This is a genomic window from Salinicola sp. JS01 (genome assembly GCF_030284585.1).
In the GTDB taxonomy this organism is placed as follows: Bacteria; Pseudomonadota; Gammaproteobacteria; order Pseudomonadales; family Halomonadaceae; genus Salinicola.
Map to the genome: position 1 here is coordinate 3292417 of NZ_CP127244.1, position 16469 is coordinate 3308885.

General features: G+C 66.9%; 15 protein-coding genes. 4 read left to right on the plus strand and 11 right to left on the minus strand.

Annotated features, from left to right (window positions below; genetic code table 11):
* Window positions 1-149: 149 nt before the first annotated feature.
* The 6 genes from QO259_RS14990 to QO259_RS15015 form a co-directional block, all read right to left on the minus strand.
* Window positions 150-941: an MOSC domain-containing protein gene (locus QO259_RS14990; RefSeq protein WP_285950551.1), complete on the minus strand. Its 792-nt coding sequence runs from the start codon at window positions 939-941 to the stop codon at window positions 150-152.
* Window positions 942-977: 36 nt separating this feature from the next.
* Window positions 978-1415, minus strand: coding sequence for a DUF4385 family protein (locus QO259_RS14995; RefSeq protein ID WP_285950552.1), 438 nt, complete (start codon window positions 1413-1415; stop codon window positions 978-980).
* Window positions 1416-1513: 98 nt separating this feature from the next.
* Window positions 1514-4105, minus strand: a complete 2592-nt coding sequence (locus QO259_RS15000; protein WP_285950553.1) for a TRAP transporter permease — start codon at window positions 4103-4105, stop codon at window positions 1514-1516.
* A gap of 315 nt (window positions 4106-4420) precedes the next feature.
* On the minus strand, window positions 4421-5395 hold the full coding sequence (locus QO259_RS15005) for a TAXI family TRAP transporter solute-binding subunit (RefSeq protein WP_207033339.1): 975 nt from the start codon (window positions 5393-5395) through the stop codon (window positions 4421-4423).
* A gap of 508 nt (window positions 5396-5903) precedes the next feature.
* A complete protein-coding gene (locus QO259_RS15010) occupies window positions 5904-6413 on the minus strand; it encodes a DUF192 domain-containing protein (protein WP_285950554.1) in 510 nt (169 codons plus the stop codon).
* Window positions 6397-6561, minus strand: a complete 165-nt coding sequence (locus QO259_RS15015) for a hypothetical protein (protein ID WP_285950555.1) — start codon at window positions 6559-6561, stop codon at window positions 6397-6399. Before QO259_RS15015 ends, QO259_RS15010 begins: the two co-directional genes overlap by 17 nt.
* A gap of 224 nt (window positions 6562-6785) precedes the next feature.
* Here QO259_RS15015 and QO259_RS15020 point away from each other — a divergent pair, with 224 nt between their 5' ends.
* From QO259_RS15020 to QO259_RS15035, 4 genes are all read left to right on the plus strand, one after another.
* Window positions 6786-7655, plus strand: a complete 870-nt coding sequence (locus tag QO259_RS15020) for a DMT family transporter (RefSeq protein ID WP_285950556.1) — start codon at window positions 6786-6788, stop codon at window positions 7653-7655.
* Between the two features lie 121 nt (window positions 7656-7776).
* Window positions 7777-8238, plus strand: a complete 462-nt coding sequence (locus tag QO259_RS15025; protein WP_285950557.1) for a GNAT family N-acetyltransferase — start codon at window positions 7777-7779, stop codon at window positions 8236-8238.
* A 34-nt stretch (window positions 8239-8272) separates the two neighbouring features.
* On the plus strand, window positions 8273-8851 hold the full coding sequence (locus QO259_RS15030) for a putative pterin-binding protein (protein ID WP_285950558.1): 579 nt from the start codon (window positions 8273-8275) through the stop codon (window positions 8849-8851).
* Window positions 8821-10431 (plus strand): GGDEF domain-containing protein, encoded by a 1611-nt coding sequence (locus QO259_RS15035; RefSeq protein ID WP_285950559.1) that lies wholly within the window; start codon window positions 8821-8823, stop codon window positions 10429-10431. The genes QO259_RS15030 and QO259_RS15035 overlap by 31 nt, the downstream gene beginning before the upstream one ends.
* Here the strand turns inward: QO259_RS15035 and QO259_RS15040 are convergent.
* The 5 genes from QO259_RS15040 to QO259_RS15060 all read right to left on the minus strand — a co-directional run bounded on the left by QO259_RS15040 (window position 10402) and on the right by QO259_RS15060 (window position 16380).
* Window positions 10402-11217, minus strand: a complete 816-nt coding sequence (locus QO259_RS15040; RefSeq protein WP_285950560.1) for an ABC transporter ATP-binding protein — start codon at window positions 11215-11217, stop codon at window positions 10402-10404. The two genes, QO259_RS15035 and QO259_RS15040, sit on opposite strands and share 30 nt — an antisense overlap.
* Window positions 11214-12317: a FecCD family ABC transporter permease gene (locus QO259_RS15045; RefSeq protein WP_207033352.1), complete on the minus strand. Its 1104-nt coding sequence runs from the start codon at window positions 12315-12317 to the stop codon at window positions 11214-11216. Before QO259_RS15045 ends, QO259_RS15040 begins: the two co-directional genes overlap by 4 nt.
* A 5-nt stretch (window positions 12318-12322) precedes the next feature.
* A complete protein-coding gene (locus QO259_RS15050; RefSeq protein ID WP_502949153.1) occupies window positions 12323-13261 on the minus strand; it encodes a FecCD family ABC transporter permease in 939 nt (312 codons plus the stop codon).
* A gap of 112 nt (window positions 13262-13373) precedes the next feature.
* Window positions 13374-14279, minus strand: a complete 906-nt coding sequence (locus QO259_RS15055) for an ABC transporter substrate-binding protein (protein WP_285950562.1) — start codon at window positions 14277-14279, stop codon at window positions 13374-13376.
* Window positions 14280-14424: 145 nt separating this feature from the next.
* Window positions 14425-16380 carry a ligand-gated channel protein gene (locus QO259_RS15060; protein ID WP_285950563.1) on the minus strand — a complete coding sequence of 652 codons (1956 nt, stop codon included), beginning with the start codon at window positions 16378-16380 and terminating at the stop codon, window positions 14425-14427.
* Window positions 16381-16469 lie beyond the last annotated feature (89 nt).

A 16469-nucleotide genomic window follows, 5' to 3' on the forward strand; every position in this document is an offset into this window, starting at 1 on the left:
CCACCCTCCGAGCGTAGACAACATGAATGTCAAAACGACTCACCGATTCATCTGACATTCATGAAAGTGCCAATTTTCACGAGTAAAAGCGTGGAGCTGGAGGGTGCCTCTGCCTGGTTCAGATCTCTTGTCCTGGCGAGAGAGCCAGGCTATTCGAGCACCACCAGCGCATCGTTGACGCTCACACTGCCGGCATTTTCGGCCACCAGATTCTGCCCGAAATAGACCTTTCCACGCTCCCCGCGGCGGTAGCCGGCCAGCGCCTTGAGCGGCTCGCGGTCGGCGCGTTTCTCGCCGCGTGCCGGGTCCACCGTGACCATGGCGCAGCGCGAACAGGGCGCATCGACGCGAAACGTCACCTCACCGATACGCACCCGCCGCCAGCCATCCTCGGCATAGGGCTCGGTGCCCGTCACCACCAGGTTGGGACGGAACTGAGCCATGACATGGGTGCCGTCGGTGCGCCGGTTGAGATCATCGAGAGAGGCTTGCGAGATCAACAGCAGCGGATAGCCGTCGGCGAAGCTCACGCGCACCCCGATGGCTTCACGGTAGCGCGGCGAGCGCTCGCCCAGCCACAGCAGCCGCGCCGGCTCACCGGCGACCTCGCTGAACCAGGCGTCGAGGGAGGCATGGGTGGCCAGCGCAGAGAACTCATCACCCCACACCTGAGTCGTCACCGCCTCGCCGCTGAACTCCTCGCGGGAGACGTCGAGCGGCGCCAAGCTGTCGTGGGTCAGGGTCAGACGCTCGCCGTCGAAACGCGGGCGTACCCGCTGCAGCTGCGGATGCGTACGCGCGGTGAGAAAGGTGCCATCCGGCTTGATTGCCATGAAGCGGCGATCGAGCACCAGCCCCTCCTCCTCGACGCGAGCCTGGGCGAGTGACTCGCCGGCGGCGGACTTGATCGGATAGCGGTGGATCGCGGAGAGCGTGGGCATGGTTGGGCTCCTCGGTCATCTAGGGGTCGAGGCGCATCAGCGGCGACGCTGCTGATGCGCGCGCTTGGCACGTTTGTAGGTGGTGTCGTCGCGCACCGCATCGAGTGCGCGCTGGTAGTGTTCGGCGATACGTGCCTTCTCGGCATCGGCATCCCGCGGCTCGATCGGTCTGCCGCGCTGGTCACGCTTGCGCCCGCCGGGATAGCGGGCATAGCGACGCGCGCGGGTATAGCCCATCTGCAGGTACTTGCGCGCCATGTCCATGCCGACGAAATCGTCGGCGTCGCGGTAGTCACGAAAACGCGCCGAGAGCGCCGTCACCGCCGCGCGGGCATCGGCCTCGTTGCGGATCGCCCACAGCGGCAGCAGCTCGTCCTTGTAGGGCTGGACGTGGAACACGCCCCGCTCACCGCGGCCAATGCGATAGGCTTCGGGGTGGCGGCGGTAATCGATGCGGCTGTCGGGAAACGCCATCTTTGCTCTCCTTCAAAACATGACGGCCGCCTCTGGCGAGGCGGCCGTCTGCATCACATCGAACTGCATACTACACAGATACCGGGGTTGGCGCGGCGTCAGGCGAGCGCCTCGCGCGACTTGCCGGCGGCGCGACGACGGCGCTGCAGCAGCACGACCAGGGCGAACAGCAGCAGCCCAGGTATCCACATCAGCTCCTTGGGCAACTGATCGCGCGGAATCCGCACCGAGACGATCTGCTGATCGAAGTCGAAGCCGAGCTTATCCGCCTGACTGCCGAAGTCGGTGGTATCGACCAGTACCTTGCCATCTTCCTGCATCAGGTGCAGCCCCAGGCTATCGAGGCGTTCGCTGCCGCTGGCACCCTCGGTCGCCGGCACCTGGACCACGAAGCTGGTCGGCGCGCCGTAGGCATCCAGCCCATCGACCCGTACCATCAGGTGATCACGCGGGCCGATCTCGCCCAGCGCCTGCTCGAACTGGGCCGGCGGCACCTCGCGGTAGGGCGCATCGACCATGTCCATCCAGAAGCCGGGGCGGAACAGGGTGAAGGCGACCAGCAGCAGCAGCGCGCTCTCGTACCAGCGGCTCTTGACCAGCATGAAGCCCTGGGTCGCGGCGGCGAAGATCAGCATCGCCGCGGTGGCCACGACAAAGATCACGATGCCGTGCCACAGGTCGACGTTGATCAGCAGCAGATCGGTGTTGAAGATGAACAGGAACGGCAGCGCAGCGGTGCGCAGGCTGTAGTAGAACGCCTGGAAGCCGGTGCGGATCGGGTCGGCGCCGGAGATCGCCGCCGCCGCGAACGAGGCCAGCCCCACCGGCGGCGTGACGTCGGCCATGATACCGAAGTAGAACACGAACAGATGCACCGCGATCAGCGGCACGATCAACCCGTTCTGCTCGCCCAGCTGCACGATCACCGGCGCCAGCAGTGCCGACACCACGATGTAGTTGGCAGTGGTCGGCAGCCCCATGCCGAGGATCAGGCTGAGCACCCCGGTGAGTAGCAGCATCAGCAGCAGGTTGCCCATCGACAGCGTCTCGACCAGGTCCGCCAGTACCAGGCCGACACCGGTCTGCGCCACGGCACCGACGATGATACCGGCGGTGGCGGTGGCGATGCCGATACCGATCATGTTGCGCGCACCGTCGATCAGGCCTTCCCACAGGTCGTGTGCACCGCGTTTGAGGTCGCCGGCGAAATCGCTGCGCCCGCGGAACAGCGCATCGAGCGGGCGCTGGGTCAGAATGATGAAGATCATGAAGGCGGTGGCCCAGAATGCCGACAGGCCCGGCGACAGACGCTCCACCATCAGACACCACACCAGTACGATCACCGGCAGCAGGTAGTGCAGCCCCACCATGACGGTGGGCTTGGTGCGCGGCAGCTGGGTGATCTCCTGATTGGGGTCGTCGACCTCCAGCTCGGGATAATTCGAGCCGAGCTTGAGCAGCAGCACGTAGACCGCGATGACCCCGGCACCGATCACCCAGGTGGCGGACTCGCCCAGGGCCGGCTTGAGCCAACCGATCCCGTAGTAGACCGCCGCCGCCAGCCCCATCACCCCGACCAGCCCGGTCAGGAAGCCAAATATCTTCGCCAGCCAGGGGCGCTGCGGATTACCGCTCGGCAGCCCCTGCATGCCCGCCTTGAGCGCCTCCAGGTGGACGATATAGAGCAGCGCGATATAGGAGATGACCGCCGGCACGAAGGCGTGCTTGATCACCTCGATGTAGGGAATGCCGACGTATTCGACCATCAGGAAGGCCGCCGCGCCCATCACCGGCGGCATGATCTGGCCGTTGACAGACGACGACACTTCCACCGCACCAGCCTTGGTGGCACTGAAACCGACCCGCTTCATCATCGGAATGGTGAAGGTGCCGGTGGTCACGGTATTGGCGATGGAGGAGCCGGAGATCAGCCCGGTGAGCCCCGAAGAGACCACCGCGGCCTTGGCCGGTCCGCCGCGATAGTGGCCCAGCAGCGAGAACGCGACCTTGATGAAGTAGTTACCGGCGCCGGCCTTGTCGAGCAGCGCACCGAACAGCACGAACAGGAACACGAAACTGGTCGAGACGCCCAGGGCGATGCCGAAGACCCCCTGGGTGGTCAGCCACTGATGGTTGACCAACCCCGAGAAGCTCACCCCGCGGTGGGCCAGAATGCCCGGCATGTAGGGCCCGGCCAGCGAATAGATCAGGAAGATCAGCGCGATGATCGTCAGCGGCGGCCCCAGTGAACGGCGGCACGCCTCGAGCAGCAGCACGATACCGATCACGCCGACGATCACGTCCTGCAGGATCGGCGCGCCAGGGCGCTGTGCGAGCTGATCGTAGAAGAAATAGAGGTAGGAGGCACAGAACGCCCCCACCAGGGCCATCGCCCAGTCGGGCAGCGGCATGCGCTCGCGCGGCGAACGCTTGAATGCCGGATAGGCCATGAAGGCGAGAAATACGGCGAACGCCAGATGGATCGAGCGCGCTTCGGTGGCGCTGAACACGCCGAAGCCGAACACGAACGGCAGCGGTGAGGCGATCCACAGCTGGAACAGCGACCAGGCGGCGGCAACGCCCAGGAGCAATCGGTTGGGAAAGCCGGTCAGCTTGCGGCCACCGGTGTCGGTAGCGGCCAGCTCGTCCAGCTTGGCCTGATCGGGGCCGGAAGTCTTGGTATCGGTCATGGTGAGATCCTGACTGGGAAACACGCAGGCGCCGAGGAAGTGGCCCGCTCACGGCAGGGACGAAACGTCTGCTTGCGGCAACGCTTGGCGGACGGAGCCGGGCGTCGGTGCCCGACTCCTTCCAGGGCGCGGCGGCTGACGCCTCGGCGAGACGTCAGCCCACGCGTGCTTAGGAAAACGCTGAACAAATCGGCGAGCGGGATGAAGCGCAAGGCGCCCGGAGCACAGGAACCGCAGCATATGGGGTATATGTGAGGATTCCGAGCACCGCGCAACGCAGCGATTCACCCGCGCAGGCATTTGTACCGTGTTTCCTTACAGCCAGCCCTGCTCTTGATAGTAACGCTTGGCGCCATCATGCAGCGGAGCAGAGAGCCCTTCGCTGATCATGTCCTTCGGCTCGAGGTTGGCGAATGCCGGATGCAGACGCTTGAAGCGGTCGAAGTTGTCGAACACCGCCTTGACGGTCTGGTAGACGACTTCGTCCGGCACCTCGGCAGAGGTCACGAAGGTCGCGCGCACGCCGAAGGTCTGGACATCGTCCGGGTTGCCTTCGTACATCCCGCCGGGGATGGTGGACATGCTGTAGTACGGGTATTTTTCGACCAGCCCTTTGACCGCGTCATCGTCCAGCGGCACCAGGTTGGAAGCCACGGTGGTGGTCGCTTCCTGGATCGCGCCATTGGGGTGGCCGACGACGTAGGCCATGGCGTCGATGTTGTTGTCGGCCAGCGCCGAGGCCATCTCGGCGGCACCCAGCTCGGAAGCCAGCGAGAACACGCTGGTGTCCCAGCCTTCGGCGTTCATCAGCACTTCCATGGTGGCGCGCTGGCCGGAGCCCGGGTTGCCGATGTTGACGCGCTTGCCCTTGAGATCCTGGATCGAGTGGATGTCGGCATCCTTGCGCGCCAGGATGGTCAGCGGCTCACCGTGTAGCGAGAACACCGAGCGCAGATCCTTCATCGGCGTGTCGAACTGGCCGTCACCGTTGTAGGCGTTGTACTGCACGTCGGACTGGGCGACGCCCATGTTCAGCTCACCCGACTTGATGCCGTTGATGTTGGCCACCGAGCCGCCGGTGGACGGCGCGTTGCAGCGGATGCCGCTCTCTTCGGCGCTGCGGTTGACCATCCGACACACGGACTGGCCGACCACGTAGTAGACGCCGGTCTGGCCGCCGGTACCGATGGTGATGTACTGCGTGTCCTGCGCCATGGCGGGGGCGGACAGCGTGGCCGCACCCATCAGGGCGGAGGAGAATAAGGCTGCAGTCAAAGCGTGGCGTTTCATGCGCATACCTCGAGTTTCCCGTTTATTGTGTGAGGCCGAACTGGCGACCCCGAACGTCGAGTGGTGGCGTGGCCCGGGCTTGTGCTGATTCTACCCCGGTTCGTCATGCCTGCCGCACCCTCCCTGGATGGAGCGCGGCGGGCGCGCCATGTCTCCCGATGCCGCGGCGTGACGCTTGGCGCGCGTCATGCCGGGTAGCCGGGAGCGTGTGCCGCGGCCGTAGCGGCCTCCGGCGCGGAGTCCGGTTCGAACGGCACTCTTTTACGTAGCCGATTCCCTACGTAACCGACTCCCTACGTAACATAGCTTATCCCGACGGCGAGCCATCTTATAGAGAGTTTCGTGCTGGCAAAACCCGCGCCTTGCCACTTCTGCCTCGGGGTACGCGCGTGGCGCAGCGAAGACATACCGCCAGACACGCCGAAAGAAGAGGATCTCTCGCTGCCGGCCACGGCTGGGGCGGCGAACCGGACGCGACCGCTATGGGGTATGCGCGACCGGCATGGGCTCAAGGCACCGTGAGCCAGGGGGCGAGATCGACCCGGTCACCCACGCCGAGGCCGCGCTGCGCGAAGTAGCCGGCGTTGGTCTCCAGCGCGGCACGAAAGGCCACCCCCGCCGGGTAGGCCGGGCAGCGGCTGGGCATCTCGGCACGGCACGGCGGCATCGTCTTGAGCGCGCGGATGGTGCCATCCGCGCCGAGAAAGGCGATATCCAGCGGAATCCGCGTGCGGTACATCCAGTAGGCACTGCTGCCGGGCTGCTCGGCGGGGTAGAGGAACAGCATGCCGGCGTCCTCGGGCAGAGCGTCACGCGCCATCAATCCGCGCGCGCGCTGCTCGGCGGTGGCGGCCACTTCGATCCGCAGCGTGTAGTCTCCGCTCGCCCCGCTCAGGCCCAGCCGGCCCGTCTCCGCGGCCCCCGCCACTACCGCCCATGCCAGCAGCGCCAGCGCCGTACCCCAGCGCAGCGTCGCTGCCGGCAACCGACGCCCGGCGGCCTTACCCGAGTTCAGCATCGTCATCCTCACGGGTACGCGGTGACGCCTGGACGCTGGTGACCTGGCGCTGGACGGACTCACTGCCACCCTGGCGATGGTCGATCCAGGAGAGCATGGCCAGCTGCGTCACCAGCAGGCAGAGACAGATCGCGATTCCCTTCAACATCTTCGTATCCTCGATGGTCGACGACGGCGAGTGCCGGGCTCAAGATACCGCGTCGGCCGGGCTTGCCATAGCCCCCGGCATCCGGCTCGTCATAGCCCCCACCCCCGGGTCTGACATGGCCCCCACCCCCGGGCCTGGCATGGCCCCTTGACGGCCACGCCCGCGGCGTTGAAAGTCTGGACCTACGAGCCCACGGGCCCAGTCATATCAAAGGAACTCCGCACGTGCCCCTCAAGGATCTGTCGATCGGCCTGGGCGTGATTGCCATCTGGGCACTCAACATCATCGTGATCAAGCTCGGCGTCGCGGAGATGCCGCCGCTACTGGTCATGGTGCTGCGCTTCATGCTGGTCGCCGCGCTGGTGGTGCCGTTCACGCGTATCACCCGCGATCAGCTGCGCTGGGTTCTGCTGCTCTCGGTCACCTTCGGCGGGCTCCACTTCCCGCTGCTGTTCGTCGGTCTCGAACACGCCGAAGCCGGCACCGGGGCGCTGCTGGTACAGATGGGCACCCCCTTCGCCACCCTGCTGGCGGCGCTGTTCCTCAAGGAGAAACTGGGCCCACGTCGTATCGCCGGGCTGGTGCTGGCGTTCGGTGGCGTGGTGGTCCTGGCCGGCGGCCCGTCGCTGCCGCCGCCGCTCTCCACCGCGCTGCTGCTGGCGAGCGCGCTGGCCTGGGCGGTGTCGACGCTGATCATCAAGCTGGCACCGCCGATACCGCCGCTGACTCTGACCGGCTGGATCGCGCTGTTCGCCACGCCGCTGGTAGCCCTCGGCAGTGCGCTGTTCGAATCCGGTCAGTGGCAAGCCATCCAGCACGCCGGCTGGGCCGGCTGGGGTGCGGTAGTCTATACCGCCGTGATGTCTTCGATCGCCGCCTACGGACTCTGGTATCGCCTGCTGCAGAAGCATCCGGTCAACCGAGTGGTGCCACTGACACTACTGATGCCCGTCTTCGCAGTGGCGCTGGGTGTCTGGCTGCTGGACGATCCGCTGGGCCTACACAAGGTGGTCGGCGGGCTGCTGGTGGTCGCCGGCCTCGCCGTGATCAACCTGCCCCTGCGGCGCCTGCGACTCGCCCGTCGCACGTCGTGATATAAGCCAACGTACGCCCTGCCCGGCGCCCGGATTGCACGACAGCCATTCTGGCATAGCCACCACTGACCGACTCACGGGCGCCGGCGTCATCTGCCGCTGCCCTGTTCGAGGAAACCACATGCCCCCAGCCAACGCCGGCGTGACGATCACCGCCATGACCCTGGACGACCACCCCGACTTCGTCGCCATGATGCAGCGCACGCCGGGCGTGGTGCTGCGCCAGGCCGATGGCCGCGAAGCCACTGCACGCTATCTGGCCCGTAACCCGGGCATGAGCTTCGTCGCCCGCTGGCCCGGCAGATCGGGTATCGTCGGCTGCGCCATGGCGGGGCACGATGGTCGCCGCGGCTACCTGCAGCACGTCATGGTCGATCCCGAGTACCGCGGACTGGGGCTGGGACGCCAACTGACCGAGTGCTGTCTACAGGCGCTGCTGGCGGTCGGTATCGAGAAAGTGCACCTGGACACCCTGGCCGACAACACGGCCGCACACCAGTTCTGGACACACCTGGGCTGGTCCAACCGCAACGCCGAGATCGTCAGGTTCTCGCGGCTGCTGGTCGACGACCCCAACGCCTGAGCGACGCCCCCGACGGCCAGGAGCCAACCCGACCATGACCATACTCTCCGCCAGCCATAACCAGCGTGTGCCCCGCGCATGCCGCATCGGCCCAGTTCAGGTGCTGAAATGGCTGCTGCTGGTGCTAGCGGTCAGCATGGCCCTGCCGGCATTCGCCGACACGCCCGGTAGCGCCCCCGAGACGCCGCCTTATCCCCGCGACATGCCGCTGCTGCGGCTGAGCGATACCGATGGCAAGCCGCTCGCTGAGCTGACGCTCGACGATCTCGAAGCGCTACCCGGGCGCGAGGTAGTGGGCCCGATTCCAGACAGCGGCCTGGGCACTTCCCACTGGTATGGCGTCTCCCTGCGCACGCTGCTGGCGAGTCGTCACCTGCCGCTGCCGGAGAGTCTGCACGCCTACGCCCTCAACGACTACGATGCGATCATCCCTGCCAGCGACCTCACTCGTTACGATCCGATCGTCGCCTACCGGCGTGACGGTCACTATCTCCCGGTGGATGCCTATGGTCCGCTGATGGTGATGTACCCCTACGATGACCACGCCGAGCTTTACACCCGGACCTACTACAATCGCACCGTATGGCAACTCGACGAACTGAGGCTGCGCTGAAGTCGGCGATCCCGGATGCTGGCCGCTCATGGCACGCGCTGGCGCTGATGCTGCTGGCCGGCATCATGATGGGGGTGGCACTGGCAGGGCTGCGCACGGTGGCCGATCGTGGCCAGGAGTTCGCCTCGCCCGGGCGCTACAACGAGGTGTGGCAGAGCTACAACCTCAGCCGCCAGGTCACGGCTCTGGCCGCGACCGCCGACGCCGTGGCGAGCGGCGTCGAGCCGCCTATCCGGCTCAAGCTGCGCCTGGGGGTGATGCGTACCGCGCTGCTGCCGCTATTGCACACGCGGATCTTCGACGAACAGGCCGTGCAGCGTCCTGAGATCCAGGCCACTCTGACCCGACTCGACCAGGCGACCCAACGCTGGGACCGCGAGTTGAGCTGGCAGGAGACAGCCGCCGCGCGGCGGCTGGCCGCCGAGATCGCCGCGACCCTCTCCGACCAGGGCCAGGACCTGCACGCGCTGGTCGTCGCTGCCAATCTCGCCGTCGCCACCCAGACTGACCACCAGCGCCAGGCGTTGCAGCGCACCTTCCACTGGCTCTCGCTGGCCCTGCTGCTGCTGGCCGCCGGCTGTGCGCTGCTGGCGCTGAAGATCATCCTGGACCAGCGGCGGGCGCGCCGCCTGACCAACGACCTGCACCAGCTCAATCTCTCGCTGGAGCGCCGCATTCAGGAGCGGACCCAGGCGCTGCGCGACCGCGAGGCGCTCTTGCAGACGATCCTCGACTCCTCGCCCAGCGATGTCACTCTGATCAGCGCCGATCAGCAGCAAGTGTTCTATGTCAGCGACAATCTGCTCGTCCAGAGCGGCGCCGAACGTGTCGGCCGCTTCGACCTGGCGGCGCTGTTCGTGGATCCTGCCGAACACGCGCGCTTCGTCGCGCGGCTCGAGCGCGGCGAGCTGATCTATCAGATGGAAGCCAGACTTTGCCCCAGAGCACCCTACTGGGCACTGCTCAACGCACGCCAGCTGCGGGTGGGCGAACAGCCGGCGTGGCTGGTGTGGTGCTTCGACATCACCCAGCGGCGGCGCCAGCAGGAGCGCCTGACCCAGCGTGCCGATACCGACGACCTGACCGGACTGAGCAACCGCCGCGCGCTGCTGCGAGCGACCGTGAAGCAGTTGCGCCGTCACCGCGATATGCCGCTGAGCGTGCTGTTGATCGATATCGACTACTTCAAGCGGGTCAACGATCTGCATGGCCACGATGTCGGCGACGAGGCGCTGCGTGCCGTCGCCAACCAGCTGCGCAGCGCGGTGCGTGACCCCGCTCTGGTCGGGCGGGTAGGCGGCGAGGAGTTTGCGGTGGTGCTGCCTGAGACGGTGCTCAGCGAAGCGGCAGGGGTCGCCGAGCGCCTGCGCCAACGCGTGGCCACCACCCCGCTGGCGGTGACCTCGGGGCCGAACCTGACGCTCACGCTCAGTATCGGCGTCGCCGAACGGCACGCCGCGGAGTCGCTCAAACAGTTGATGCGCAGGGCCGATCGTCATCTCTATCAAGCCAAGCGCGGCGGCCGCGACCGGATCAGCCAGAGCGACGGTTCAGCGCCTGAGTCGCAGGTTGGTGAGTAGCGGGCTGCCGGTGGCAGGATCGTCGATCAGCGTGCACTCGATGCCGTAAAGCTCGCGCACCAGCGCCTCGGTCACGATTTCGCGGGGCGGTCCCGCGGCGACGATACGCCCTGCGTACATGGCCACCAGATGGTCGGCGAAACGACAGGCGCTGGCGAGGTCGTGCAGCACCATGGCCAGCGTCTTGCCGGCGGCAGCCAGCGCGCGGACGAGTTCGAAGACCTCGAGCTGATGGCCGAGATCGAGAGCGGATGTCGGCTCGTCGAGCAGCAACAGTGGCGTCTGTTGGGCGATCGCCATGGCGATCCAGGCGCGCTGGCGCTGCCCGCCAGACATCGCATCCAACCGCCGATGCGCCAGGCAGCTCAGGTCAGCTGCGGTGAGCGCCGCCTCGACGACCCGCTCGTCCTCGGCCGACCACTGCTGGAACATCCCCTGGTGAGGCTGGCGGCCGAAGCGGATCAGCTCGCTGACGGTCAACCCTTCCGGCGCCTGCGTCTCCTGTGGCAACAGCGCCAGACGGCGGGCCATCTCTCGGGCCGGCAGGCGCTGGATGTCGTGACCGTCGAGCAGCACCGCACCGGCATCCGGCACCTGCAGCCGGGACAGGCTCGCCAGCAGTGTCGACTTGCCACAGCCATTGGGCCCGACGATAGCCGTCACCTGTCCGGCCGGTAGTTGCAGATCGAGCCCTTCGATCACCCGGCGACGCGTGCGCCCGCGACCGTAGCTCACCGCTAGCTGATGGGCCGCGAGGGGAGATTCCGCGGAAGAAACAGACGTCATGACACGAACCTCGAGGTGGGACGTAATAGCATCCAGAGCAGACATGGCGTACCCACGATCGCCGTGACGATGCCTACCGGCACCTCGACCGGCGCCAGCAATAGACGCCCGACCAGGTCCGCCGCCGTCATCACCAGGGCCCCGGCGAGCATCGCGGCGGTCAACGGTACGCCACGCGGTGACGACAGCTGGCGCGCGATCTCCGGGCCGATCAACGCGACCAGTCCGACAGGTCCGGCCACCGCAACGGCCAGCCCGGTCAAGCCTACCGCGATCACCAGCGCCAGATAGCGGCACGCCTTGACCCGATAGCCGAGCCCGCGGGCCACGGCGTCGGAAAAATGCAGCACCGTCAGCGCCCGCGACAACCAGGCTGCCCCGATACCGGCGACCAGAAGACCGACCCAGAGCCACGCTAGCGCAGAGGTATTGCGCGTATTGAGGCTGCCCACGGTCCATGGATAGGCAGCGTTGGCGGCATCGATCGCCACGCGTGCCAGCATCAGTTGGGTCAGCGCGCCGAACATCGCCCCTACGCCGATCCCGGCAACGATGAAGCGATAGCCACGTGTCCCGATATCCCCGGCCAGCGCGAAAGTGACCACGGTCGCGGTGGCCGCGCCAACCAGCGCCATTGGCGGCGGCGCAAGGCTGGTGCCGATGCCGACCACAGAGGCGACCGCAAAGGCGGTGGCACCGTTGTCGATGCCGATGATCCCGGGCGTGGCCAGACGATTGCGTGCCAGCGTCTGCATCAGGCAGCCGGCCAGCGCAAAGGCCCCTCCTGTCGCCAGGCCGGCTAGCAGGCGCGGCAAGCGCAATGCCTGTACCACGAAAACGGGCATGGCCTCGCCCTGGCCGAACAGCGCCAGCAGCGTCGTCGAGGGATCGAGCGCCACGCTCCCCAGACACAGCGAGAGCAGCGCCACCGTAGCGAGCGCCAGCAGCAGGGAGAGATTGGCCAGCGCCGCCCGCTGGTCGATCAGCAGCGAGAGATCGCGGCCGGCGACGCGCCAGGCCAGCCGCCAAGTGCCGCGGGGCGCCGCGATGCCGGTGTGGCGGTGATGCCGTCGAGGGAACCACAGTCTGCGTGTCTGCATGACCTTCATACCGCCGGTAACCGATGGGCGCGGACGACCGCGATCAGCACCGGTGCACCGACCAGCGCGGTGAGGACACCGAGCGGCATTTCCGAAGGTGCGACCAGCAGCCGCGACAACACATCCGCGCCCAGTACCAGAATCGGCCCCAGCGGGAGCGCCAACCATAGCGTGCGACGGATGTCCGGCCCGGCCAACGCCCGCGCCGCGAACGGGACCACCAGACCGACGAAGGCGATCGGCCCGGCGACCGCCGTCGCCGCCCCGACCAGCAGCGCGACCGCGACCACCGTCGCCAGACGCACCAGGCGCGGCCGCTGGCCCAACCCCACCGCGACGCGCTCCCCCAGGGCGAGGGCCGCCAGCGGGCGCGCCACAACGAGCGTGATCGCCCCCGCCGCCGCCAGGCTCGGCAGAATCGCCTGCAAATCCGCGAGCCGGCGTCCGGCCAGGCTGCCGACGATCCAGAAGCGGATCTCATCGGCGGAGCGCTGGTCGACCAGCAGGATCAGCGAGGTCAGCGCGCCCAACAGCCCGGAAAGCACCGCACCGGCGAGCACCAGGCGCACCGGATCACTGCCGACACCATCGAGCCGGGCGACGGCGAGCACGCCCAGACAGCCGGCGAGCGCCCCCAGCTGCGCGACCGAGATCCGCAGCGTGGCTGCACTCGCGCCCAGGGCCAGCGCCACGGCGACCGCCAAAGCACTACCGGCACTGACACCGAGCAGGCCGGGCTCGGCCAACGGGTTACGTGCCGCGGCCTGAATCAGCGCACCGGCAACGCCCAGCGCGATGCCGATACCGATACCGAGTGCCGTACGCGGCGCACGCAGTGAGGCGACCACGAAGCGCGCCTCGCTATCGCCACCGCCGATGAGCACCGGCCAGGCCGCCCGCGGGCCGACCTCGCCAGCGCCAAAAAGCAGGCTGGCCAGCATCATCAGGACGAGACCCAACGACAATCCCAGCAGCAGCCGGGGCAGCGGGCAACGTGAAGCCAGATCGGTAGCACTCATGACTCTCGCCTGCGCTCTTGCGCTGCGGCACGCCAGCTCATGGCGCCAACGCAGCGGCGATGTCGTCGAGCACACGAGAAGCCGCTATCGGCCCCGAGGCACTGCTCCAGAGCTGACCATCCACCGGCATCACCCGGTCACGCTGGACCACATCGAGTCGCGCGAACGCCGGCGTCTGGCGCGCCGCTGCCATCGCCGCCTCGCCCTCGGCGTTGAGGGTGGCAAGAAACAGCCAGTCGCTATCGATGAGTGCCAGGTTCTCGAGACTGAGCGGATCGCTGTGCGGCCGCCCCTCGGTAACCAAGCCTCCATCCGTCACCGCGAAGCCAGCGGCGGCCATCAGGCCGGTGGCGAACAGCCGGGTCGACATCACCATCGGCCCATGCGGCATCCATCGGGCCAGCAGCGCCCTGGGGCGGCGCGGTGGCTGGCGCGCAGCCAGCTCGCGCGCGCGTGCGTCGATGGCATCGAGGGCCGCGTTCACCGTCGCCTCGCGATCCAGTGCGCGGGCGAACAAGCGCGCCTCGGCCTTCCAAGCCTCGGCTTCGAATCCCGAGGTCGCCGGCACCACGGTCGGCGCCAGTCGCGACAGCAACGCGTACTGCTCACGGGGCAGCCGCGGGGAGGCGAGTATCAGATCGGGACGCAGGGCCACCACCGCTTCCATGTTGGTCTCGCGCGCCGTTCCCACGATGGCGATGCCGTCGGCCGCCGTGCCGAGGTAAGCGGCGACGCCATCGCCGCCGCGTGTCGCGATGGCACCCAGCGGCGTGACGCCGGCGCTCAGCGCGGTATCCAGCGCGCCTTCGTAGAGCGTGACCACGCGCTGCGGCTGGCCCTCGATCTCGACCTCGCCGTAAGCGGTCTCGAGCGTCCGTGCCTGGGCGGCGTCGAGCATGCCGCCCAGTAGCGTCAGGAGCAGCAAGCCCCACCAGCGTGACATCCCGAGACGTCTTGAACACATCTGCATGACACATTTCCTCTTGCGTCGAAACGCCACCGCGGCGAGCGCGATGTCGGTGTTGATGATCCCTGATCCGCCGTGGCGAGCGGCATAATCGTTCGCCACGGCAGCTATTGCCCTGGTCTCAGAAGGCCAGATTGATCCCGACCCAGTAGCGACGTCCGTCCTCGGTCAGGCCGTAGTCGTCGTAATTCACGCCCTTGTCCAAGAGGTTGTAGATGCCGAACAGGAAGCTGGCCTGGGGCGCGATCTCCCAGCTGCCACCGGCGTCGACCAGGGTGTACGAGGGCGCCTGCAGCGTGCTGGCCGAACTACCGCCGGTCGGCTGGCTCTCCTCGCCACGGTAGGTCAACCGCGACCAGCCACTCAGGCGCCCGCGGGGGTTCCAGTCGAGGGTCGCGGTCGCCAGATGACGCGGCAGCTGGGTCAACGGCTTGCCCTTGTATTCGCCGGACTTCTGCTCGGAATCGGTGAAGGTGTAACTGGCAGTCAGCGACAGCGTTTCGGACAGGGGAGTGGTCAGCGAGAGTTCGACGCCCTGGGTGATCGCCTCGTCGACGTTGATGCGATAGGTCGGGTCGGCGCCAAAGTCGTTGACGCCATCGGTGCAGATATCGATCGGGCAGCCAACCCGGGTGATCTTGTCCTCGAATTCGTTGTAGAACAGCGTCGCACTGGCACTCATGCCCCCGTCACCGCTGTAAACCAGCCCCAGCTCGTGGTTGAGCGAGGTTTCCGGCTCGAGATCGGGATTGCCATAGACGTTGCCGCCGCGGCTCACCTGGCCCCAGCCCGGCGTGATCTCGCGCAGACCGGGCGAGCGGTAGCCGGAGGAGACGCCGCCCTTGAGCGTCCAGTCGGGCGTCATGCTCCAGACCCCGTAGAGGCGTGGACTGTAGTGCGTGCCGTAGTTCTCGTTGTCATCCAGGCGCACGCCGCCGGTCAGCGAGAAGTCATCGGTCAGGAACCATTCGTCCTCGATGAACAGCGCCCATTGATAGACGTCTACGCTATCGATACCGGTGGCGAGATCGTTGCTGCTGGCGTCTTCCAGCGCCTGCTTCTCGTAGTTGGCACCGACGCTCAGGATATGCGCGGAAAACGGCATCACCAGGCGCGAATCGGCCACCGTATTGGTGATCTCCATCTCGCGAGTTTCGTTCTTGGCGATCTCGCGCTGGACATAGGAGTCGCTGGTGCCGATGCCCCAGCGCCCGGTATGCGTGATGGCAAAGTGCTCGCGGGTGAACTCATCGTCGGTGTCCGTACAGGGCCCACGGCAACCGGTGTCGGAAGCCGACACGCCGACGCGGGATCGACGCTCCTGCTCGGTGCGGCCCGCCTCGAAGGTGAAGTCATGATTCGCACTCGGCGTCAGCGACAGACGCGCGGTGCCACTGCGCAGCGCCTTTTCCTCATAGCCATCGATGATCCGATCCTCTTCGCGCGTGGCGTAACGGCCGCTCACCTGGAGACCGAGTAGCCCCGGCTGGAGCGGTCCGGCAGCGTAGAACTGGGTCTGCTGTTCGTCGCCGGAATCGCGATCTTCCTGAAGGGTGGCATCGACCTGGAGGTTGCCGTGCCAGGTATCGGCCACCTTGCGCGTGATGACATTGATGACCCCACCGATGGCGTCGGAACCATAGAGCGTCGACATCGGCCCGCGGATCACCTCGATGCGCTCAATCGCCTGCAGCGGCGGCAGCCAGTCCTGCTCGAACCCCGCGCTACCGTTGGGGCGGGTCTCTCGGGTCGACTGGCGGCGCCCGTCGACCAGTATCAGCGTGTACTCGGGCGGCATGCCGCGAATGCTGATGTCGGCACCATTGTCTCCCGCCCCACCACCGGTAATGACGACACCCGGTACGCTACGCAGCGCGTCGGTGATGTCCCGGTAGCGATGATCCGCCAACTGCTCGCGGGTGATCACACTGATCGAGGCCGGCGCAGTGGCGACCTGCTGGACATAACCGGCAGCGGTGACCACCAGCGGATCGAGCGATTCCTGGGCCTGGGCATGACCGGCAGCGGCCACTGCCAGCGATAGGGTGGAGACACGCAACGGTGTGGACAGCGGCATGGAGGATCCCTTGGACGACATGCTCTCGGGCGGGGCGGGGCCGCACCGCCGAGAAACTTAATACGAATATTTATCATTTAGATTCTTTC

Bases quoted from the DNA above. Each gene is read 5' to 3' on its own strand.
- QO259_RS15010 (WP_285950554.1), bottom strand. From the start codon at position 6,413: ATGCTGAACTCGGGTAAGGCCGCCGGGCGTCGGTTGCCGGCAGCGACG.
- QO259_RS14995 (WP_285950552.1), bottom strand. From the start codon at position 1,415: ATGGCGTTTCCCGACAGCCGCATCGATTACCGCCGCCACCCCGAAGCC.
- QO259_RS14990 (WP_285950551.1), bottom strand. From the start codon at position 941: ATGCCCACGCTCTCCGCGATCCACCGCTATCCGATCAAGTCCGCCGCC.
- QO259_RS15055 (WP_285950562.1), bottom strand. From the start codon at position 14,279: ATGTCACGCTGGTGGGGCTTGCTGCTCCTGACGCTACTGGGCGGCATG.
- QO259_RS15060 (WP_285950563.1), bottom strand. From the start codon at position 16,380: ATGCCGCTGTCCACACCGTTGCGTGTCTCCACCCTATCGCTGGCAGTG.
- QO259_RS15050 (WP_502949153.1), bottom strand. From the start codon at position 13,261: ATGATGCTGGCCAGCCTGCTTTTTGGCGCTGGCGAGGTCGGCCCGCGG.
- QO259_RS15005 (WP_207033339.1), bottom strand. From the start codon at position 5,395: ATGAAACGCCACGCTTTGACTGCAGCCTTATTCTCCTCCGCCCTGATG.
- QO259_RS15000 (WP_285950553.1), bottom strand. From the start codon at position 4,105: ATGACCGATACCAAGACTTCCGGCCCCGATCAGGCCAAGCTGGACGAG.
- QO259_RS15040 (WP_285950560.1), bottom strand. From the start codon at position 11,217: ATGACGTCTGTTTCTTCCGCGGAATCTCCCCTCGCGGCCCATCAGCTA.
- QO259_RS15025 (WP_285950557.1), top strand. From the start codon at position 7,777: ATGCCCCCAGCCAACGCCGGCGTGACGATCACCGCCATGACCCTGGAC.
- QO259_RS15030 (WP_285950558.1), top strand. From the start codon at position 8,273: ATGACCATACTCTCCGCCAGCCATAACCAGCGTGTGCCCCGCGCATGC.
- QO259_RS15035 (WP_285950559.1), top strand. From the start codon at position 8,821: ATGGCAACTCGACGAACTGAGGCTGCGCTGAAGTCGGCGATCCCGGAT.
- QO259_RS15015 (WP_285950555.1), bottom strand. From the start codon at position 6,561: ATGTTGAAGGGAATCGCGATCTGTCTCTGCCTGCTGGTGACGCAGCTG.
- QO259_RS15045 (WP_207033352.1), bottom strand. From the start codon at position 12,317: ATGCAGACACGCAGACTGTGGTTCCCTCGACGGCATCACCGCCACACC.